Genomic DNA, 20,915 nt, shown 5'->3' on the forward strand with positions numbered 1-20,915 from the left:
CGGTCGACTACGGAGGGCATGCGCCATTTCGAGGCTCCTCGTTCCCCTGCAAATGCATTGCAAACCAGTGGCCGCGCACGCGCGCTCCGCAATTGGTTCGTCGGTCGGAGACAGGCGGGAGCAGTCGTCGCGCTCGACCGATCAATTATCCATCCGATTGGAACTTTGGATCGCCCTTCGCATTCCGCCATCCGTATTGCGATGCATCGGATCAGGTTGCCTCGTCAGGTCGCGTCTGATCATGCCAGGCAGCGTGAGCATCTGGCACGCGGCGGGACCTCGCGCCTTGCGACAGGAGCGGAAGGCGCGATCGCACTCAACTTTTCCGGAAGGGGTAGCGAAGCCTTATCTTCGGCCGTAAGGTAACCGGTTAGCGGGTTGTCGCGAGGGGCAGTCGATGAGATTCGAGGGCATCGAAACGGTACGTCGCATTCTCTGTGTGTTTCCGCGCTACACCTCGTCGTTCGGAACCTTCGAGCATGCCTATCCGCTCACCGACGGCATCCAGGCTTTCATGCCGCCGCAGGGGCTGCTGCTGATCGCGGCCTATCTTCCGGGTTCCTGGCAGGTGCGCTTCATCGATGAGAACATCCGCCCGGCGCAGGACGAGGATTTCTCATGGGCCGAAGCGGTGTTCGTCAGCGGCATGCACATCCAGCGTCAGCAGATGAACGACATCTGCCAGCGGGCGCACGCGTTCGACCTGCCGGTCGCGCTCGGCGGCCCCTCGGTCAGCGCCTGTCCGGACTACTACCCGAGCTTCGACTATCTGCATGTCGGCGAGCTCGGTGATGCGACCGACGAGCTGATCGCGCGGCTGGCGCGGGATCCGTCACGGCCTGCGCAGCAGGTCGTGCTGCGGACCAACGAGCGGGTGGCGATGACGGATTTCCCGGTGCCGGCCTACGAGCTCGCCGAGGTGAAGAAGTACTTTCTCGGCAGTATCCAGTATTCCAGCGGCTGCCCCTATCAGTGCGAGTTCTGCGACATCCCCGGCCTCTATGGGCGCAACCCGCGCATCAAGTCGCCGCAGCAGATCATCGCCGAGCTGGACAAGCTCAGGGAATGCGGCGTCACCGGCTCGGTCTATTTCGTCGACGACAACTTCATCGGCAACCGCAAAGCCGCGACGGAGCTGCTGCCGCATCTGATCGAATGGCAGAAGCGCACCGGCTATGTGATGCGGCTCGCCTGCGAGGCCACGCTCAACATCGCCAAGCGGCCCGAGATCCTGGAGAAGATGCGTGAGGCCTATTTCATCACCATCTTCTGCGGCATCGAGACGCCCGATCCGGATGCGCTGACGGCGATGCAGAAAGATCACAACATGATGGTGCCGATCCTGGAGGGGATCAGGACCATCAACAGCTACGGCATGGAGGTCGTCTCCGGTATCATCATGGGGCTGGACACCGACACGCCGCAGACCGCGGACGCGCTGCTGCAGTTCGTCGAGGAGAGCCGGATCCCGCTGCTCACGATCAATCTGCTGCAGGCGCTGCCGAAGACGCCCCTGTGGGATCGCCTCGAGCGCGAGGGCAGGCTGGTCCACGATGACGGTCGCGACTCCAACGTGAAATTCCTGATGCCCTATGACGAGGTGGTCACGGCGTGGCGGCGCTGCATGGAGGTGGCCTATGAGCCGGAGCGGCTGTTCGCGCGCTACAAGCACCAATGCGACACCACCTATGCCAACCGCATCGAGGTGCCGGTCAGCGACGAGATGAAGAGTTGGCCGAACATCAGGCGCGGCCTGGTCATGATGGGCAAGATCTTCTGGAAGGTGGGCGTGCTCGGCGACTACAAGCGGCCGTTCTGGCGCTTTGCCTGGAGCCAGCTCAAGCGAGGCGAGATCGAGAATTTCATCGCCGTGGCGCTGATCGCGCATCACCTCATCATGTTTGCGCGCGCCGCCTCGCGCGGGCATCAGAACGCGTCGAACTACTCGATCCGGCTGCGCGAGGCCGCCCTTCCCGCAGGGTGATGGTCCTCTGTGGAACTTGGTGCGGCGAGTGGTGCTCGCCAGCACTGGCTCGCGGCCTGCCCAGAGCAAGGGGACGGCTCGGTCGGATACCGGTCCTTGAGTCGTTCAGGTTTCGAGCCTCGCGTCCGCCGGGGCCATCCACGCTCTTTTCAAGCACGGCAGAATCGTGGCGTGATCGGAAGCCGTGGCGGCTCGCTGTCTTGTGTGGCCGCGCAAGGTTGCGGCCGGGGAGTGAACCCTGCTAGACCGCCTCGACGAATTTTCACGTGTTTTCAAGGATTAGCTTGGGCTGCGGGCCACAATGCGGTCATCTCTGCTTCGCTGAGCGGCCTTATTTCTGCCCTATGCGCTCAGGCCCTCCGAATTGGGCCGCACCCCAACCACTGGACACCACATGCTGGAAGTCAGGCACGACAACGAAGTCCATGTCGAGAAGGTCGAGCACCGGCCGGCCGACAGCATCGCTTTTGGCATCGAACGACTCGGCCTCCTCGCGGTCAAGGCGCCGATCTTCTCCTGCGTCGTCCTGCTCGTCCTCATCGTGGCGGCGGTGTTCGGCATCAAGCGCATCCAGATCGACGATTCGCTCAGCCAGCTGTTTCGCTCCGACAGCAGGGAATTCCACCAGTACGAGGAGGTGACGAAGAAGTTCCCGGCCGAGGAATTCGACGTCCTCGTCGTGGTCGAGGGCCAGACCTTGCTGGCCCGCCAGAACCTCGAGAAGCTTCGCGACTTCGTGACCGACCTGCAACTGGTCGAGGGTACCCGTGGCCTGGTGTCGCTGTTCTCGGCCCGTCAGGCGCCGGCGCCCGGCAAGCTGCCGGCGGCGCTGTTTCCGTCGGATCTGCCGGAGGGCGAGGCCTACGACAAGTTCATCGAAACGGTGAAGTCGAACGAGATCATCCGCGGCAAGCTGTTGTCGGAGGACGGCACGCTCGCCCTGATCGTGCTGTCGCTCGAGCCCAAGGTGGTCGCCTCGAACGATCTCGGGAAGGTGGTGGGCGACATCCGGAAGCTGATGGCGGAGGACCTCGCCGACACCGGCCTGAATTTCCAGCTTTCCGGCGTGCCGGTCATGCAGCTCGAGATCCGCAACGCGGTGGAACGCGACGGGCTGACCTACAACATTCTCGGCATTCTCGCCGGCTGCATCATCGCCATCATCTTCTTCCGCAAGGTCTCCTTCATGATCGCAGCGGCGTTTCCGCCGCTGATCGCGATCATGCTCGCGCTCGGCGCGCTCGGCTGGGCCAATTTCAATCTCAACATGTTCCTGAACGTGATGACGCCGCTCATCATGGTCATCAGCTTCTCCGATTCGATGCAGCTTACCTTCGCCGCCCGCGACCGCCTGATCGCGGGGCAGGACAAGGTGACGGCGTTCAAGAACGCCGTGCTGGTCGTCGGCCCGGCTTGCGTGCTGACCCACGCCACCGCCGGCATTTCCTTCATCGCTCTGCAGTTTTCCGACAGCGACCTGATCCGCAAGTTCGGTGAGGCGGGGCTCGCAGCCACCATCATCGCGCTGGTCGCGGTGCTGTCGCTGGTGCCGGTGTTCGGCGTGCTGCTGGTGCGCAACGAGAAGACATTCGCGGTCAAATTCCAGGGCGCCGACGCCGGCGTCCAGGCGCTGCGCAATTTCTGCTACTGGATCGCGGTGCGCATGGTCGGCCGTCCCGGCCTGTTCAGCCTGATCGCGGTGCTGTTCGTCGGCTCGCTCGCGGTGGTGTATTCGACCCTGGAGCCGCGCTATCGCCTCGCCGACCAGGTGCCGGACAAGCAGCAGGCGGTTGCAGCAAGCAACCGGCTCGATGCCAAGCTGACCGGCGCCAACCCGGTCAACGTGCTCATCCAGTTTCCGAAGGGCGCCTCGCTCTATGCGCCGGAGACGTTGCAGACGATCGCCGACGTCCATGCCACCGTCGAAAAGACTGCTGGTGTCGGCAACGTCTGGTCGGTCGAGACGCTCCGGCGCTGGCTGGCCGAGAAGGCCGGCTCGTCGGATACGGCGACGTTGCAGGAATACGTCAATCTGATCCCCGAGCACCTCGTGCGCCGCTTCATCGACAAGGAGCAGGACGCCGTCGTGGTCGCCGGCCGTGTGCCGGATGTCGATTCCAGCCAGCTGCTGCCGGTGGTCGACAAGCTCGACCGCGAGCTCGATGCGGTGAGAAAGAAGCATCCCGGCTATGAAATCGCCGTTACCGGTCTCGCCGCCATCGCCGCGCGCAACTCCGCCGGCATGATCGAAAAGCTCAACCATGGGCTGACGATCGAGTTCGCGCTGGTGGCGATGTTCATCGGGCTGGCCTTCCGGTCCTGGGTCGTCATGCTCGCCTGCATCCTGCCCGGCATTTTCCCTGTCGTGATGTCGGGCACTGTGCTGTGGGCAATGGGGGAGGGGCTGCAATTTGCCAGCGTGGTGGCGCTCACGGTCTCCTTCGGCCTTGGCCTGTCGGCCACCATCCACTTCCTGAACCGGCTGCGGATGGAGAGCGCGCCCGGCGTCAGTGCCGCAGTCGCAGTGGAGCGCGCCACCGTGCTGGTCGGACCGGCGCTGATCCTCACCACCGTGGTGCTGGCCTGCGGCCTGGTCGTCACCGTGTTCTCGGATCTGCCGTCGCTGCGGCTGTTCGGTTGGCTCAGCGCGTTCTCGATGGTGGCGGCGCTGTTTGCCGACCTCTTCATCCTCCGCCCGACCGCGATGTTCCTCATCAACCTGTCGCAGAAGCTGAAGCGCAAGCCGCTTTAGCCCAGGCTGTTGCGTCAACCAGGGCCGTCATCACCCGCGAAAGCAGGTGATTCAGTACGCCGCGGCCTATCGGTTCAATCACGACAGCCTCCGGAAGACTGGGTCGCCCTCAAGCCGGGCGACGACAGCGGCGGGTCTCATTCGTATCCGAGGGTTGCGGAAGCACCGCAAAACAAAACGGCCCTGACATTGTCAGGGCCGTTTGCGCATTCGACTGCCCGTCAGCGCGCGACGCGCTCCGGTCCAAGGATCAGGTCTTCGACATCGTGATGTTGACGCCGCGGATCTCGCCCTTGGAGGAGATCTGCACGACCTGCTTGTTGCCGCTGGTCCTCAGGGTGATGCTGGCGGCGAAGCCGGCGGCCTGCACGAACACGTCGATCTGGCCGTTGCCGGCGGTGCCCTGCAATTCGCCGTTCACGTTGCGGCTGGATTCGCTCCAGTTGCCGGAGATGCGGTCGCCCTGGCTGGTGACGTCACTGGACAGGAGGAACTTGTAGCTGTCGCTGGCGCATTGCAGGCTCTGCTTCAGATTGGCGCCGGCCACCTTGTAGCTGGCCTTGCAGCGGATGCGCTCGGTGGTGCCGTCCGACAGCGCGACCGTGCCGTTGCCCGACCACGAGCCGTCGAAGCCGGCGAAGGGGCCCGACTGAGCCTGAACTGCGGTCGCCGCCACGAACAGTGCCGCTCCGAGACCGGCGGCCTTGATGACGTGCCCCGAGAAAGATGAGCCGAACAGTTTCATATCGAGTTTCCCATCCAAAATGACACCGCTGTGTCGGCGTATGCCGCCGCTTCGAACACTTGGTGTTCTCGCCGAAGGTTAGGTTCAAATGACGGCCGGTCGGGCGCTGCGACCGGATGCCATGATGCCCGCCGACGCCGTGCGACCGGTCGGCGCCGAATGGTCGTCCTCGCAAGACGGCTGCACGCAAGCCGCCTCGACGGCGCTGCATCTAACGGTCCGCGCGGCATGCTTGCAACAGCCAAATGCGAAAAACGTGTTCCGAGAATAACGCCCTAGTATCAACGCCTTGTTTGTGCCAAAGCTGTGATCTCCGAGCTTGATCCGCTCGGGATCATAGGGCGCAAATTTGGCCGCATTTGGCAGCGTACCTCCGGCGCTGGGGGGCTTGCGGTCCTTGCCAAACCAAACAGGTGTTTCCCGGGCAGCATCGGCGATCCGGGAGGTCTCCTCCGCTGTCAAAATGAAGGAACACGATGCGTAAGATTTTCCTGGCACTTTCCCTGCTGTCGTCGGTGTCCGTTTCCACCGGTGCGTTCGCGCAAGGCCGCGGCGGCACGCCCGAAGAGCAGGCGGCCTGCACGCGTGACGTTCAGAAGTTCTGCCGTGCCGTCATCGATCAGGGTGACTTCACCATTCTGGCGTGCCTCAAGGAGAACCGGCCCAAGATCAGCCCGGCCTGCGACCAGGTTCTGAAGACCCACAACCAGTAAGCGGTTGCCGTTCGGAACGGTTGTTTCCGAACTCCCTTGGTTAACGACCGCCGGCCCGCCCCTCAGGGGAGGCCGGCGGTTCGGTCCTATGGACTGCCCGACATCGATTGCATTGGTTTTGGCGGGATCTTCGCCTATATGGGGCGAGCAATCCGTTCGCATGAGCGAAGCGGCGGGCATTGTTTTCGGTAGCGCCCTTTCAACCTGATAGCTGTTTCGTCCATGACCACCGCGAGCGATTTGCGATCCGGCAAGACACACCGGGACGAGAACTTTCCGGTGGCGTCGTGGATCATCCGTCCCGAGCACCGGGCGCTGATCCTCGCCTTCTACAATTTCGTGCGCACCGCCGACGACATCGCCGACCATCCGAGCCTGCCGGGCGACGAGAAGCTGGGGCTGCTCGATCTGCTCGAAGCCGAGCTGACCGGGACCGGCGAGACCCAGGACGTCGCCGTCAGCCTGCGCCGGGCGCTCGCCGAGCGCGGCATGCCGCCCCGGCACGCGCTCGATCTGCTGGTTGCCTTCCGGATGGACGTGACCAAGCTGCGCTACGAGAACTGGGACGAGGTCATCCACTACTGCCGCTACTCGGCGATGCCGGTCGGACGCTTCATGCTCGACGTGCACGGCGAGTCCACCGCGACCTGGCCGGCCTCGGACGCGATCTGTGCGGGCCTGCAGATCAACAATCATTTGCAGGACTGCGGCAAGGACTACAAGGCGCTCAACCGCGTGTATCTGCCGCGCGATGCGCTGGCGGAAGCCGGCGCGACCGTCGAGATGCTCGGCGAGGCCAAGTCGCCGCCGCCTCTGCTGACCTGCCTGCAGAAGCTCGCGGTGCGCAACGCGGCGCTGCTCGATGAGGGCAGGGACCTCAACAGCGGCGTCAAGGATTTCCGCTTCGGACTGGAGATCGCCGTGATCCAGGCTTTCGCCGACCGCATCGTGGCGTTGCTGAAGGTGCGCGATCCGCTGAGCGAGCGCGTGCACCTGTCGCCCGTCGGCATGCTCGGTCTCACCTTCACGTCGGTCATGGGCGAGATCGGCCGCCGCGTGGCCGGGCGTCATCCCGTCACCAAATCGGCAGCCGGCGCATGACCCTCGAGGCAACCGCAGACAATATCGATCACGGCACGGCAGCCTCCGGCAGCTCGTTCTATGCCGCCATGCGCATCCTGCCGCGCGCCCAGCGCGACGCGATGTTCCAGGTCTACAGTTTCTGCCGCGAGGTCGACGACATCGCCGATTCCGACGGCCCGCGGCCCGAGCGGCTCGCGGCGCTGCAGAAATGGCGCGACGACATCGACGCGCTGTACCAGGGCAACCCGCCGCCGCGGCTGCGCGACTATGTCAGCTCGGTGAAGACCTTCGGGCTGAAGCGCGAGGACTTCCTCGCCATCATCGACGGCATGGAGATGGACGTGCCGCAGGAGATCCGCGCGCCCGATCTCGCGACGCTCGACCTCTACTGCGATCGCGTGGCGAGCGCGGTTGGCCGGCTCTCGGTGCGCATCTTCGGCATGCCCGAGGAGGACGGCATCCTGCTTGCCCATCATCTCGGCCGCGCGCTGCAACTCACCAACATCCTGCGCGACATCGACGAGGACGCGGCGATCGGCCGGCTGTACCTGCCGCGCGAGGCGCTGCTGTTCGCCGGCATCACCGGCGACGATCCGGCCAAGGTCACGCAGGAGCGCGCGCTGCCCAAGGTCTGCAACTCGGTTGCGGTCAGGGCCAAGACGCATTTCGAGAAGGCCGACGAGATCATGCGGCGAAATCGCCGGCGCGCCGTGCGGGCGCCGCGGATCATGTCAAAATACTATCGTGCCGTGTTCGACCTCTTGCTCGAGCGAGGCTTCGCGCTGCCGCGCGAGCCCGTCCGCGTGAGCAAGCTCACGAAGATCGGCATCATCCTTCGTTACGCAATCATCTGATGCAGAAGACAGCTCACATCATCGGCGCCGGCGTGTCCGGCCTTTCCGCCGGCGTGCGGCTCGCCAATGCGGGCTACATCGTCCATGTCCACGAGGCGACGCAGCAGCTCGGCGGCCGCTGCCGGTCCTATTACGACGCCGCGACCGACCTGGTGATCGACAACGGCAACCATTTGCTGCTGTCGGCCAATCATCACGTGCTGTCCTATGCCCGCGCGATCGGCTCGGAAGCGGGGCTGGTCGGGCCGGAGAAGGCGCAGTTCGCCTTCGTCGACATCCGGAGCGGCCAGCGCTGGCTGCTCGATCTCGGCAACGGCCGGCTGCCGCTGTGGGTGTTCGACGAGGGCCGCCGCGTGCCGGATACCAAGCTAGGCGACTATCTCGCGCTGTCGCCGCTGATCTGGGCCGGTACGTCCAGGACGATCGGCAGCACGATCCCCTGCAAGGGTACGCTGTATGACCGTCTGGTGCAGCCGCTGCTGCTTGCGGCGCTCAACTGCGATCCGCCGGAGGGGTCGGCGGGGCTGGCCGGCGCCATCGTTCGCGAGACCTTGCTCGCCGGCGGCCAGGCCTGCCGGCCGTTGATCGCGCGCGACGGCCTGTCGGGCGTGCTGATCGATCCGGCCGTGAAATTCCTGGAAGGCAAGGGCGGCAGCGTGCGGATCGGCCGCGAGCTGCGCGGCCTCGACGATGGGGGCGGTCGCGTCACCGGGCTCAGGTTCGGCGGCGATGAAACCGTCGCGCTCGGTCCGTCCGATGTCGTGGTGCTCGCCGTGCCGCCGCGGCCGGCGATGGCCCTGCTGCCGGGGCTCACGGGGCCGACGAAATATCGTGCCATCGTCAATGCCCATTTCCGCATCACGCCGCCGCGCGATGCACCAGCTCTTCTCGGGGTTGTCGGCGGCCTGGTCGAGTGGCTGTTCGCCTTCCCGCAGCGGCTCTCGGTCACCATCAGCAATGGCGATCGCCTCGTCGACGTGCCGCGCGAGGAGCTCGCCGCCGCGATCTGGGCCGACGTCTGCAAGGCCGCCGGGATCACGGCGGAGCTGCCGCCGTGGCAGATCGTGCGCGAGCGTCGCGCCACCTTCGAGGCGACGCCCGAGCAGAACGCGCTCCGACCGGGAGCGAAGACGGCGTTCGGCAATCTCGCTCTGGCGGGGGACTGGACCGATACCGGCCTGCCGGCAACAATCGAAGGCTCGGTGCGCTCCGGCGACCGCGCTGCGAATCTCCTGCTCGGGCACGGCTGACCGGCGCAGGGGCGGCCGGATCTGCCCGCGCCGTCATGCCGCTTGCCGTGAGTCTCACATTTTCGTGGCGTGGTTCTTGCTTAAAGTTCCACGCCCGGTGGCACCGGCGCAATCTGTTCCAGGACGGAACAGGGATCGGCGGGGCCAAATGGCAACACCGGGCAAAAAACGCATCAGGTGCCGGTGCAGTGCGGCGCAAACGGGGTTTCCTCGCGGATTTTTTCTGCGTAATCCTCGGTTTGTTAAGGCCTTTCCGCTCTGGCGCCGCCGTGGCTGAGGCTTTGGAACAAGAGACGGAGACGTCGGATCAGGCGACGTCCGAGAAGGTGTCAGGGGTCGGATTGTGAAGTTGGGGATGGGGGACGACACGTCCGCGGATCGCCCGATTGATTCGCGGCCGGTCTTGGTCGTGACGGGCTTGGTGCAGGAGGCCCGGATTGCTGCCGGGCCCGGCATGATGGTGATCTGCAGCTCGAGCGACCCCAGGCAGTTGCGCTCGCTGCTCACCGTGTTCGATCCGACCTCGATCCGCGGCGTCGTCAGCTTCGGCGTGGCCGGCGGTCTCGATCCGAGCCTCAAGGCCGGCGACATCGTCGTCGCCACCGAAGTGACCGCCGGCGATGCCCGCTGGCTGTCGGGCCTGTCGCTGCGCGAGGAGCACATCGCCCGCGCCGCCCTGAAGAAGCGCCGCGTCGTGCGCGGCGTGCTCGCCGGGGCCGAAGAGGTGGTGGTGGCCCAGGCCCGCAAGGCGGCGCTGCGCATGAAGACCGGCGCGGCCGCGGTCGACATGGAGAGCCACATCGCCGCCGCCTATGCCGCCGAGTACGGGCTGCCGTTCGCGGCGCTGCGGGTGATCTCCGATCCCGCCCATCGCACCCTCCCGTCGCTTGCCAAGGACGCCATCAAGCCCAACGGCGACATCGACCTGCCGATGATCCTGCGCGGCGTCGCCCGCAATCCGGCCGTGCTGCGCGGCCTGGTGTCGACGGGCATCGAGTTCAATCGCGCCCTGCGCTCGCTGCGCGGCGCCCGCGACCTGCTGCTGAGCGGCATGCTGGCGGCTGAGCATTTCCTCGAGACCGAGACGCTGGCCGCTGCCGAGGCGTGAGCCGTTTGCTCATCGCGGAGCGTAGCGTCCATCCCGATCCACAGATCAGTTCAATGAAAAAGGCCGCCGATCACTCGGCGGCCTTTTGATTGATCAGAGCCGTGAAGATCAGGCGGCCGTCGAGGCCTTCTGCTGCGCCTCGATCGCCTCGTCGTGACGGATCTCGGAGAGGCGCTTCTGCACCTCCGACGAGAACACGTACTGCGCCGGGCGCTGCTTGGAGAGGTCGATCTCCGGCGCCATCGGGCCTTCGGTCTTGATGCCGCGCAGCGACACGAACATCGCCTTGATCGGGTTGGTCAACGCCGCATTGGCGGCGGTCGCCTCGTAGCCGCAATGCGCCATGCAGTCGGCACACTTCTCGTACTTGCCGGTGCCGTAGGAGTCCCAGTCGGTGGTCTCCATCAGCTCCTTGAAGGTCTTGGTGTAGCCTTCGCCGAGCAGATAGCAGGGCTTCTGCCAGCCGAAGATGTTGCGCGCAGGCATGCCCCAGGGGGTGCACTCGAACTCCTGGTTGCCGGCCAGGAAGTCGAGGAACAGACCGGAATGCATGAAATTCCACTTCTTGCCCTTGCCGAGCTTGAAGACGTCGCGGAACAGCTGCTTGGTCTTGGTGCGGTTGAGGAAGTGCTCCTGGTCCGGCGCGCGCTCATAGGCATAGCCGGGCGACATGGTCACGCCGACGCCGAGCTCGGTCGTGAAGTCCAGGAACTTGGCGATCTCCTCGGCGGGATGGCCGTCGAACACCGTGGCGTTGACGTTGACGGTGAAGCCGCGCGCCTTGGCGGCCTTGATCGCGGAGACGGCGCGGTCGAACACGCCCTTCTGCGACACCGCCTTGTCGTGATGCTCGCGCAGGCCGTCGAGGTGCACCGAGAAGAACAAATATGGCGACGGCTCGAACAGGTCGAGCTTCTTCTCCAGCAGCAGCGCGTTGGTGCAGAGCGAGACGAACTTCTTGCGGGCGACCAGGCCGCGCACGATCTCGCCGATCTCCTTGTGGATCAGCGGCTCGCCGCCGGGGATCGCGACCATCGGCGCGCCGCACTCGTCGGCCGCGTCCCAGCACTCCTGCGCGCTCATGCGGCGGTTGAGGATCGCGTCGGGATAGTCGATCTTGCCGCAGCCGGCGCACGCCAGGTTGCAGCGGAACAGCGGCTCCAGCATCAGCACGAGCGGATAGCGTTTCCGGCCGAGAAGCTTCTGCTTCATCAGATAGGCCCCGATACGCAGTTCCTTATGGAAGGGGATTGCCATTACGTCTCTTCTTTCTGGACCAAACGAGGACCGATCAGCCCGCGACCAATTCGGCCGGCAGGCGGAATTCGATGTTTTCTTCCCGCCCCGGGACCACCGCGACCTCGACCGGTCCGATGCGCCGCAGGGCTTCGATGACGTCGTCGACGAGAACTTCGGGAGCCGAGGCGCCGGCGGTGATGCCGACGGCCTTGGCATCCTTCAGCCAAACCGGATCGAGCTCGCTGCCATCAGCGATCAGATAGCTTGCGACCCCGGCCTCGGTGCCGATCTCGCGCAGTCTGTTCGAGTTGGAGCTGTTGGCGGCGCCCACCACCAGGATGACGTCCACCAGCTTGCTTAAGTCCCTTACCGCAGATTGCCGGTTCTGTGTCGCATAGCAGATATCCCGGATATCGGGACCTTGAAGGTCTGTAAAGCGGGCTTGGAGGGCTAAAATGATGTCTCTTGTGTCGTCCACGCTGAGCGTAGTCTGGGTAATATAGGCCAGCGGGGTATCGACCGGCAGGGGCAGGGTGGCCACATCGGCCACGTTCTGCACCAGGTGGACCGGGCCGGGAACCTGGCCCATGGTTCCCTCGACTTCCGGGTGGCCGGCATGGCCGATAAGTACCAGGGTACGGCCTTTGGACATGTAGCGCTTGCCCTGGTTGTGGACCTTCGTCACCAGCGGGCAGGTGGCATTGAGCACCGGCAGCCCGCGGGCGGCCGCTTCCTCCTCCACCGTCCGGGCGACGCCGTGGGCGCTGAACACGGTGACGGCGCGCGGGGGGACCTCGGAGAGGTCCTCGACGAAGATGGCGCCCTTGGCCTTCAGGCTCTCGACCACGTGCTTGTTGTGGACGATCTCATGACGCACATAGACCGGCGGGCCATACTTCTCCAGCGCGCGCTCCACGATCTCGATCGCACGCACGACTCCAGCACAAAAACCGCGCGGCTGCGCGAGATACACCTGCATTGGACGTCCAGCCACGTTGCCTCACTTTCGACCTGGCACCTCCGTGCGTGCGACAGGGTTGCAATAATCGCACCAGCGAATGCCCAATGGCCCGCCACACGGATGGAAACGCAGGACTTTGTGTCAAAAATCGAGCGAAGAAGAAAGCCGGTCTGCAAGTGGCTCGCATGTGACACGTCGCACACAGCCCGCAATAGGTCACCGGTAATTTAGTAATTATAAATTAGATCAATCAATTGAGTTGGTTATGCTCTCACTCGTTCGTCACTTTACCGCCGAGAACAGCCGCTATATCAGCCGCCCCGACGGTTCCGTGCATCGTTCGACCTGATCCGCCGTCGACGGACCACCCTCGTCTTCAAGGTTGGGCCAGGCCGGGTCGGGGCGCCGCTCAGGATGTGTGCGTCCGGGGCTCGCCCTGATCGGGGAACTCCGCCATGAAGCGGACGTTTCCGCCCAGCTCTCTAAACATTAGAAAGTCACGAAGTGCTGACCACGTTTGTCGTCTCGATCGTCAAGGCCTGCACCCGGTTTGCCTGGCCGACATTGATTGCGGCCCTGCTGCTCTCCGTAGGTGCGGGCTTCTATACGGCGCGTCATTTCTCGATCAATACCGACATCAACAAGCTGATTTCGCCTGATCTCGACTGGCGCAAGCGCGACCAGCAATATGAGCAGGCCTTCGATCGCGATCGGATGATCCTGGCGGTGGTCGAAGCGGCGACGCCCGAGATGACAGGTGTGGCGGCCGATGCGCTCGCCAAGAAGCTCAAGGGCGACACCGCGAACTTCTCATCGGTCGAGTTGCTCGGCGGCGGCGAGTTCTTCGCCAGGAACGGCCTGCTGTTCCTGCCGACCGAGGAGGTCAAGCAGCTCACGGACCAGTTCGCGGCGGCAGCGCCGCTCGTCGAGATCATGGCCGGGGACCCCTCGATCCGCGGCCTGACCGGTGCGCTGGAGACCGGCCTTGCCGGCGTCAAGCGCGGCCAGGTCAAGCTCGACAATGCCGCACGGCCGTTCGACTACATCTCCCAGACGGTGGAGACCGTGCTCGACAAGGGTGATGCGACCTTTTCCTGGCGCCAGCTGATCTCCGACAAGCCGCTCGAAGACAGCGACAAGCGCGCCTTCATCCAGTTCAAGCCGATCCTCGACTACCAGGCCCTGGAGCCCGGCAAGGCCGCCACCGATGCGATCCGGCAGGCCGCGGCCGAGCTCGATTTCCCCAACCGCTTTCACGCGCGCGTGCGGCTGACCGGTCCGGTGCCGATCGCCAACGAGGAATACGCCACCGTGCAGGAGGGCGCCGTCGTCAACGGCATCGGCACCGTGGTCGTCGTGCTGATCATCCTGTGGCTGGCGCTGCATTCGGCCAAGATCATCTCGGCCGTGTTCATCAACCTGTTCATCGGCCTCGCCCTCACCACGGCCGTCGGCCTGATGATGGTCGGCTCGCTCAATCTGCTGTCGGTTGCGTTCGCCGTGCTGTTCATCGGCCTGGGCGTCGATTTCGGCATCCAGTTCAGCGTGCGCTACCGCTCCGAGCGATTCAAGAACGACAATCTGCCGGAGGCGCTGGCGGAAGCCGCGCGCCGCTCCGCGGTGCCGCTGTCGCTCGCGGCGATGGCGACGGCTGCCGGCTTCCTGTGCTTCCTGCCGACCGACTACAAGGGCATCTCCGAGCTCGGCGCCATCGCCGGCGCCGGCATGATCATCGCGTTCCTGTCGTCGATCACGGTGCTGCCGGCGCTGCTGAGGATTCTCAATCCGCCCGGCGAGAAGGAGCCGGTCGGCTATGCCTTCCTGGCGCCGGTCGATCATTTCCTCGAGAAGCACCGCGTGCCGATCATCGTCGGCACGCTCGGCCTGGTCGTCGCCGGCCTGCCGCTGCTCTACTACATGAAGTTCGACTTCAACCCGATGAACCTGCGCAATCCGCGCGCCGAGTCGATCGCGACCTATCTCGACCTGCGAAAGGATCCGAACACGGGCGCCAACGCGATCGACGTGCTGACGCGCTCCGAGACCGAGGCCAAGGCGATCGAGGCCAAGCTCGAGAAGCTCCCCGAAGTAGCGCGCGTGATGTCGCTCGACAGCTTCGTCCCCGAGGACCAGCCGGCCAAGCTGAAGCTGATCGCGCAGGGCGCGAAGGTGTTGGGGCCTGCGCTCAATCCGGATCAGGTCGATGCGGCGCCGAGCGACAAGGAGAATGTCGACGCCCTGAACTCGACCGTCGACAATCTCCGGCGCACCGCGGGCGAGAGCAATGGGCCGGGCGCGGTCGCGTCGCGGCGGCTCGCAGATGCGCTTGCCAGGCTCGCGGGCGCGAGCGAGGCGGTTCGCAACAAGGCACAGGCGGTGTTCGTCGAGCCGTGGAAGATCACGCTGACGCAGCTCAGCGCCACCCTGCAGGCGCAGCCGGTCAGCCTCGCGAACCTGCCGCCGGAACTGGTGTCGCAGTGGAAGAGCAAGGACGGACTGATTCGGGTCGAGGCCCAGCCCAAGGGCGATCCGAACGACAACGACAATCTCAGGCGATTCGCCAACGCCGTCCTGACGGCCGAGCCCAACGCGATCGGCGGGCCGGTCTCGATCCTGAAGTCCGGTGACACGATCGTTAAGGCATTCATCCACGCCGGCATCTACTCGCTGGTCGTGATCAGCCTGCTGCTGTGGGTGACCTTGAAGCGCTTCACCGACGTGCTGATGACGATCGTGCCGCTGCTGGTCGCAGGCGCCGTGACGTTGGAGATCTGCGTGCTGATCAAGCTGCCGCTGAACTTCGCCAACATCGTCGCTCTGCCGCTCCTGCTTGGCATTGGCGTCGCGTTCAAGATCTACTACGTGGTGGCGTGGCGCGGCGGTCGCACCAATTTGCTCCAGACCAGCCTGACCCGGGCGATCTTCTTCAGCGCACTGACGACGGCGACCGCATTCGGCAGCCTGTGGCTGTCGAGCCATCCCGGCACGTCCAGCATGGGCAAGCTGCTGGCGCTGTCGCTGGTCACCACGCTCGCCGCCGTGCTGCTGTTCCAGCCGGCCCTGATGGGCAAGCCTCGCGAGGTCAAGGAGCAAGAGGGCTCTTGATCACCGAATAGAAAAAGCGGCCGATCTCTCGGCCGCTTTTTTGTTCGGGTGACGGACGCCAACTAGCGGGCGCGCGCAATATCGGGCAGCAGGCAGATATCGCCGACCTGGTCCGCGGGCTTGTGTCCCGGCTTGGCCGATGCGGTTGCGCCACTGCCGACGCCGGTCGTGGTCTTGGCCGCCGGGGCAGGGGCCGGCGCGATTGGTTTCTGTGTACCTTTGGCCATGCTGTTTACGGGGCTCGACGGGATCGGCGGAGCAACCCGCGTCCAGGTCTCGCCGCCGCACAGGAAGCCGAGCACGCAGCCCTTGATCTCCAGGTGATCGGGGTCGACCGGCGTGATGGTGGAGCTGTAGAGCTGCCCATCCTTGGCGTTGTAGACTTGGCCTTCCCACGCGTCTGCGCCGGGCTTCTTCTTCATATCGATCAGGATCGGCATGCCGAGCGTCGGCCGGCTCTGGCGGGCCGGATCGGGGTTGTTGCTGTCGCGTCCGCCCGGGGTCTTCTCCCAGGCCACGACGCCCCACATGCTGCCATTACATTGTGCGACTCGGATGTTAGCGACGCCGTCGGCGACCCGCCAGTCGCCGGTGGGGTCGGCCGCGAGCGCGGAAGAAATTCCTGCTGCGAACACGACTGCGGAGTATGCTAGTGTCGTCGACATGAGATATCTAAGGCGATGCAACATTGGCAGAAACCCGTGCTTGCTTTGATGGTGCGAATGAGGGCAAAACGCCGCATTGCGCGTTTTCAGTTGACGTCACGTCCATCAACCGAAGTATGTAGCCGATGCTAAAACCCAATCTAGACGTTTCCGAGATGTTTGTGGAGCGCCAAGCGCAGCGCAGCACGATGCACTCTCGGCATCTGAACGAGCAGCTTGTCCGCGTTCTAAAGACGATTGGATATGATGTTGGGTTCCAGAAGGGACAAGGGCAATATCTCTACGATCGTGATGGCGCCCGTTATCTTGACCTGCTCAGCGGTTTTGGCGTCTTTGCAATCGGCCGCAATCATCCGACCTTGCGCGCCGCGCTGAAAAGCGTCCTCGACACCGATCTGCCGAATCTCGTTCAGCTCGACGTCTCGACCTTGGCGGGCGTTCTTGCCGAGCGGCTGCTGGAATATGTCCCGTATCTGGACAAAGTGTTCTTCGCCAATTCCGGCGCCGAGACGGTGGAAGCCGCGATCAAATTCGCGCGTGGCGCGACCGGCCGGCCCGGCATCGTCTATTGCGGGCACTCCTATCACGGTCTCACCTACGGCGCGCTGTCGCTGACCGATGATTCGAACTTCCGCAACGGCTTCGAGCCGCTGCTGCCGGGCTGCACGGCGATCCCCTTCAACGATCTCGCCGCGCTCGAGCAGGCGCTGTCGTCGCGCGAGATCGCAGCGTTCATCGTCGAGCCAATCCAGGGCAAGGGCGTCAACATGCCCTCCGACGAGTTCCTGCCCGGCGCCGCGGCGCTCTGCAAGAAATACGGCACCATCTTCATCGCCGACGAGATCCAGACCGGCATGGGCCGCACCGGGCGGTTCCTTGCGGTGGAACATTGGAACGTCGAACCCGACATGGTGCTGCTGTCGAAGGCGCTGTCCGGGGGCCATGTTCCGGTCGGCGCGCTGCTGACGCGCAAGCAGATCTTCGACAAGATCTTCAACCGCATGGACCGCGCCGTGGTGCACGGCTCGACCTTCGCCAAGAACGACCTCGCGATGGCCGCCGGCATTGCCACGCTCGAGGTGATGAAGGCCGAGAAGCTGGTGGAGGCCGCAGCCAAGCGCGGCGCCGAGCTGCGGTTGGCGCTGACGCGGATGGTGCCGGGCTACGAGCTGCTCAAGGAAGTGCGCGGCAAGGGACTGATGATCGGCGTCGAGTTCGGTCCGCCGAAATCGCTGCGCCTCAAGGCGTCGTGGACCATGCTGGAGAGCGCCAACAAGGGCCTGTTCTGCCAGCTTATCACGGTGCCGCTGTTCAAGGATCACAAGATCCTGACCCAGGTCGCCGGCCACGGCTTGCATACGATCAAGCTGCTGCCGCCGCTGACCATCACCGAAGAGGACTGCGCCTGGATCGAGCGCGCCTTCGACGACGTCATCGCGCAGAGCCACAAGGTCCCCGGCGCGATCTGGTCGCTCGGCAAAACCCTGGTCGACAACGCGATCCGCAAGTCCGCGTGATGTTCGCGTCGGGTGGGCAAAGGCGCGTGGCGCCGTGCCCACCGTTTCAGTTCGTCTCCGGACAGACCGTGGGCACGCTTCGCTCGCAATGACTGAAGCGCAAGAGCGCGTCACCCCTCCTTGTTCGCACCCATCGCGCGCTCGAACCGCTCGCCGAACTCGTTGAGTTCGTCGGCGCCGATATCGCTGACCGCCCAATAGCTCAGGCCGCGGTCGCGCCAAGAGCGGATGTTGAAGCCCTGGATCGTGTCCATCCGTGCGGCGCGGCGCTCGGTGGACGAGGTCTGCGCCACGAACAGATTGATCACGTGCTGGCGGCGGCGATAGACCACCGCGCCGATCGCGCGTGCGTCGACGTAATCGAGCCGCCCGCCGATGAGGGTGAAGCCCTGCGCGGTCAGATCGATCACCGGCGGCGCGACGTCGAGCTTGCCGTTGAACCAGGGCTTGACGGTGTGCTGGTCGGTCGAGATGACGTCGGTGAGGTGGCCGGCCTGTAGCGAGCGCAGATGCGCCGAGACGATCTCGGCCTCGATCCGCTGCTGGTCGTCATTGCGCAGCACGATGGCGACGAGGCCGGTGGCGGCCAGCGCCGACACCGCCGAGCCCAGGGCGAAGCCTCGCAGCAGCGTGCGGCGGCTCGGCGGCACGGCAGCGAGCGGGATGATGGAGGCCGCATCGGCCGGCGGCAGGGCGGCTTCGATGCGCTGGCGCAAGGCAGGGGACGCCCTGTAGCCGAGGTCGGTGCCGGCGAGCATCTGCTTCATCTGCCTGACCGCGGCAAGCTCCGCGGCGCAGCGCGGGCAGGTCGCAACATGGGCTTCGACCTCACGAGCGTGGCCGGCATCGAGCTCGCCATCGGCCAGCGCGTGGATCAGGATCTCGGCTTCATCGCAGGTCATGGCTTAAGGCTCCTCCTGCGCGAGCCAGGCGGCGCGCAGCATCGCGCGGGCGCGGGCAAGACGCGACATCACGGTGCCGACCGGCACGCCGGCGGCCTCCGCGATCTCGCGATAGGACAGATTGTTGACCTCGCGCATGACGAACGTCTCGCGAAACGGCTCGGCCAGCGTGTCGATCAGCCGGCGGATCGCCGAGGCATCACGTTCCCGCAACACGGCGCCTTCCGGCGTCTCGGCGCTCTCCTGCCACAGCGGGGGCTGCTCGGCCGCTTCCGGCGCGTCATCGAGCGCCTTGACCGGCGCGCCGGCCCGGCGCGCGAATTCGGCGTGGCAGACATTGCGCAGGATCGCGAACAGCCACGGTTTCATCGCCGGGCCGCGATAGGTGTCGAAATGCTTCAGCGCGCGCAGGTAGCATTCCTGCACCGCGTCTTCCGCATCGGCGGCGTTGCGCAGCAGATAGCGCGCCAGCGTGTAGACATCGTCGAGATAGGGCAGCGCCGCCTCGCGGAAGCGTCGCGCCTTCTCGGGATCGTCACTGGCTGTCGTCACCGGCGAGGTCTCCGGCCCGGTTCGCGGTCGCACGGCGCGGCCGGCGGTACGCCGCCGACCGGCCCATCCGACGATGCTCATGCCCTGGTTCGCGATGCTACTCAACCTTGACCAGCCCCGTCATGTGCGGATGCAGCGAACAGAAATATTTGTAGTCGCCGGCGGCTGCGAACGTGAAGGAGAAGCTGTCGTCGGTGTCGAGCGTTTTCGATCGGTATTTCCCGGCCGACACCACCGTGTGCGGAATGTCGTCGTGGTTGGTCCAGGTGACGGTGTCGCCGACCTTCACCATCACTTCGGCCGGGGTGAAGGTGAAATTGTCGATCGTGACCTTGATGGTCTCGGCGCGCAGCGGCGTGGCGCAAACAAGCAGTACGGCGGCCAAGCCGGCACCGCGAAGAACAGGCTGGATCATCGCGTTTTCGTCCCTCAGCCCGCAAGCGGCGTGTCGATGATCGCGAGCCGCTCGTCACCGACCTTGAAGTCGATACTGGCGATGCCGAGCAGGCTGCGCAGCCTGGCGTCCTCGACCTTCATCGGGCCGGGCGAGGGCGCCGTGCCCGGCGCCGGCTGCGGAAAGGCGGTCGAGCGCGCGGTATGGAAGGTGACGTTGCCTTCGACCTTCTGCATCACCTGATGGATATGGCCGTTCAGCACCGTCACCGAGCCGAAGCCCTTCAGGCTGTCGAGCGCGCGCCCGCCATCCTCGGTCCCCCAGCCCCATTGCGGATACACCGTCCACAGCGGGATGTGCGCGAACACAACGATCGGCGTCGATTTCGAGCGGCCCTTGAGATCCTGCTCGAGCCAGGCAAGCTGCTCGGCGCCGAGATTGCCGAGCCCGCCGGCCTTGAGATCGACCACGTTGACGAGCCCGACGAAGTGCACGCCATTGGCATCGAACGAATACCAGCCGGAACCGCGCGTGCCCTTGCCGTAGCGCTCCTTGTAGAGCTTGACGTCCTCGTCGAGGAAGTCGTGCTCGCCCGGCACGTAGTGCACGTCGAGCCTGGACTGCGAGATGATGCGGTCGGCATCGTCGAACTCGGCTGCCTTCGACAGATGCGAGATGTCGCCGGTATGGATCATGAAGGCGGGCTTCACCGGCATCGCCTTGATGCGGTTGACGGCCTCCTCGAGCGTGCCGGTCGCGTTGGGATTGGCTGGCTTGTCGAAGCCGACATGGCTGTCGCTGATCTGCAGGAAGGTCAGGCCGGAGGCGGGCTGCTCGGCCGCCCGCGCCGCGTCGACCAGGCCGAGCGAACGTGGCACGCCGCCCGACAGCGTCCAGAGCACGCCCGTGCCCGCCCATGTCATGCACTCCAGCACCTTGCGGCGGCTGACGCCGTTCTCGTCATGATCACCAAGGCTCATCGTCATCTCCCGTTGCCCGTCATCGGGCTTGCGGGTGAGAAGAGCGGTCGCTGCCCGGTTTTATTCCCGGCTTCTCGTCATCGAAACGCGATGACGTGTTCGTGATCATGC

Annotated in this window: 17 protein-coding genes; 9 read left to right on the forward strand and 8 right to left on the reverse strand. The window is 65.0% G+C overall.

From position 1 onward, the window contains the following. The first annotated feature begins 397 nt into the window (after positions 1 to 397). Together QW887_RS12105 and QW887_RS12110 are read left to right on the forward strand one after the other, a co-directional pair. Positions 398 to 1,984 (forward strand): B12-binding domain-containing radical SAM protein, encoded by a 1,587-nt coding sequence (locus QW887_RS12105; RefSeq protein WP_315714897.1) that lies wholly within the window; start codon positions 398 to 400, stop codon positions 1,982 to 1,984. Between the two features lie 394 nt (positions 1,985 to 2,378). Further along, positions 2,379 to 4,736, forward strand: a complete 2,358-nt coding sequence (locus tag QW887_RS12110; RefSeq protein WP_316194561.1) for an efflux RND transporter permease subunit — start codon at positions 2,379 to 2,381, stop codon at positions 4,734 to 4,736. Between the two features lie 250 nt (positions 4,737 to 4,986). On the opposite strand, the gene QW887_RS12115 is transcribed toward QW887_RS12110, so the two are convergent. Next, positions 4,987 to 5,481, reverse strand: coding sequence for a hypothetical protein (locus QW887_RS12115; RefSeq protein ID WP_315714895.1), 495 nt, complete (start codon positions 5,479 to 5,481; stop codon positions 4,987 to 4,989). 476 nt (positions 5,482 to 5,957) lie between these two features. Here QW887_RS12115 and QW887_RS12120 point away from each other — a divergent pair, with 476 nt between their 5' ends. From QW887_RS12120 to QW887_RS12140, 5 genes are all read left to right on the forward strand, one after another. Then, on the forward strand, positions 5,958 to 6,194 hold the full coding sequence (locus tag QW887_RS12120) for a hypothetical protein (RefSeq protein ID WP_315714894.1): 237 nt from the start codon (positions 5,958 to 5,960) through the stop codon (positions 6,192 to 6,194). A 222-nt stretch (positions 6,195 to 6,416) separates the two neighbouring features. Next, complete coding sequence (hpnC, locus tag QW887_RS12125) at positions 6,417 to 7,295, forward strand: squalene synthase HpnC (protein WP_315714893.1); 879 nt, start codon at positions 6,417 to 6,419, stop codon at positions 7,293 to 7,295. Then, positions 7,292 to 8,131 carry a presqualene diphosphate synthase HpnD gene (gene hpnD, locus QW887_RS12130; RefSeq protein WP_315714892.1) on the forward strand — a complete coding sequence of 280 codons (840 nt, stop codon included), beginning with the start codon at positions 7,292 to 7,294 and terminating at the stop codon, positions 8,129 to 8,131. The genes hpnC and hpnD overlap by 4 nt, the downstream gene beginning before the upstream one ends. Beyond that, complete coding sequence (gene hpnE, locus QW887_RS12135) at positions 8,131 to 9,381, forward strand: hydroxysqualene dehydroxylase HpnE (RefSeq protein WP_315714891.1); 1,251 nt, start codon at positions 8,131 to 8,133, stop codon at positions 9,379 to 9,381. The genes hpnD and hpnE overlap by 1 nt, the downstream gene beginning before the upstream one ends. A 343-nt stretch (positions 9,382 to 9,724) precedes the next feature. Beyond that, complete coding sequence (locus tag QW887_RS12140; protein ID WP_409977888.1) at positions 9,725 to 10,489, forward strand: phosphorylase; 765 nt, start codon at positions 9,725 to 9,727, stop codon at positions 10,487 to 10,489. A gap of 108 nt (positions 10,490 to 10,597) precedes the next feature. Here the strand turns inward: QW887_RS12140 and hpnH are convergent, their stop codons facing one another. After that, positions 10,598 to 11,746: an adenosyl-hopene transferase HpnH gene (hpnH, locus tag QW887_RS12145; protein WP_315714889.1), complete on the reverse strand. Its 1,149-nt coding sequence runs from the start codon at positions 11,744 to 11,746 to the stop codon at positions 10,598 to 10,600. Between the two features lie 34 nt (positions 11,747 to 11,780). Further along, positions 11,781 to 12,707, reverse strand: a complete 927-nt coding sequence (gene ispH, locus QW887_RS12150) for a 4-hydroxy-3-methylbut-2-enyl diphosphate reductase (protein ID WP_315714888.1) — start codon at positions 12,705 to 12,707, stop codon at positions 11,781 to 11,783. 486 nt (positions 12,708 to 13,193) lie between these two features. Between ispH and QW887_RS12155 the strand changes: the two genes are divergently transcribed. Next, the gene (locus QW887_RS12155) at positions 13,194 to 15,794 is read left to right on the forward strand and encodes an MMPL family transporter (RefSeq protein WP_316194562.1); all 2,601 of its coding nucleotides are present in this window, start codon (positions 13,194 to 13,196) and stop codon (positions 15,792 to 15,794) included. Positions 15,795 to 15,856: 62 nt separating this feature from the next. Here the strand turns inward: QW887_RS12155 and QW887_RS12160 are convergent, their stop codons facing one another. After that, positions 15,857 to 16,483 carry a DUF2147 domain-containing protein gene (locus QW887_RS12160; RefSeq protein WP_409977889.1) on the reverse strand — a complete coding sequence of 209 codons (627 nt, stop codon included), beginning with the start codon at positions 16,481 to 16,483 and terminating at the stop codon, positions 15,857 to 15,859. 101 nt (positions 16,484 to 16,584) lie between these two features. On the opposite strand from QW887_RS12160, the gene hpnO reads away from it, so the two are divergent. After that, on the forward strand, positions 16,585 to 17,976 hold the full coding sequence (hpnO, locus tag QW887_RS12165; RefSeq protein WP_315714885.1) for an aminobacteriohopanetriol synthase HpnO: 1,392 nt from the start codon (positions 16,585 to 16,587) through the stop codon (positions 17,974 to 17,976). Positions 17,977 to 18,086: 110 nt separating this feature from the next. Here hpnO and QW887_RS12170 read toward each other — a convergent pair whose 3' ends face one another. From QW887_RS12170 to QW887_RS12185, 4 genes are all read right to left on the reverse strand, one after another. Further along, positions 18,087 to 18,878: an anti-sigma factor gene (locus QW887_RS12170; protein WP_316170555.1), complete on the reverse strand. Its 792-nt coding sequence runs from the start codon at positions 18,876 to 18,878 to the stop codon at positions 18,087 to 18,089. Between the two features lie 3 nt (positions 18,879 to 18,881). Next, positions 18,882 to 19,430, reverse strand: coding sequence for a sigma-70 family RNA polymerase sigma factor (locus QW887_RS12175; RefSeq protein WP_315714997.1), 549 nt, complete (start codon positions 19,428 to 19,430; stop codon positions 18,882 to 18,884). Between the two features lie 97 nt (positions 19,431 to 19,527). After that, positions 19,528 to 19,845 (reverse strand): cupredoxin family copper-binding protein, encoded by a 318-nt coding sequence (locus tag QW887_RS12180; RefSeq protein WP_316194563.1) that lies wholly within the window; start codon positions 19,843 to 19,845, stop codon positions 19,528 to 19,530. A gap of 14 nt (positions 19,846 to 19,859) precedes the next feature. After that, a complete protein-coding gene (locus QW887_RS12185) occupies positions 19,860 to 20,804 on the reverse strand; it encodes a metallophosphoesterase family protein (protein WP_316194564.1) in 945 nt (314 codons plus the stop codon). Positions 20,805 to 20,915: the final 111 nt, after the last annotated feature.

The sequence above is a fragment of the Bradyrhizobium sp. SZCCHNRI3052 genome (assembly GCF_032484895.1).
In the GTDB taxonomy this organism is placed as follows: Bacteria; Pseudomonadota; Alphaproteobacteria; order Rhizobiales; family Xanthobacteraceae; genus Bradyrhizobium.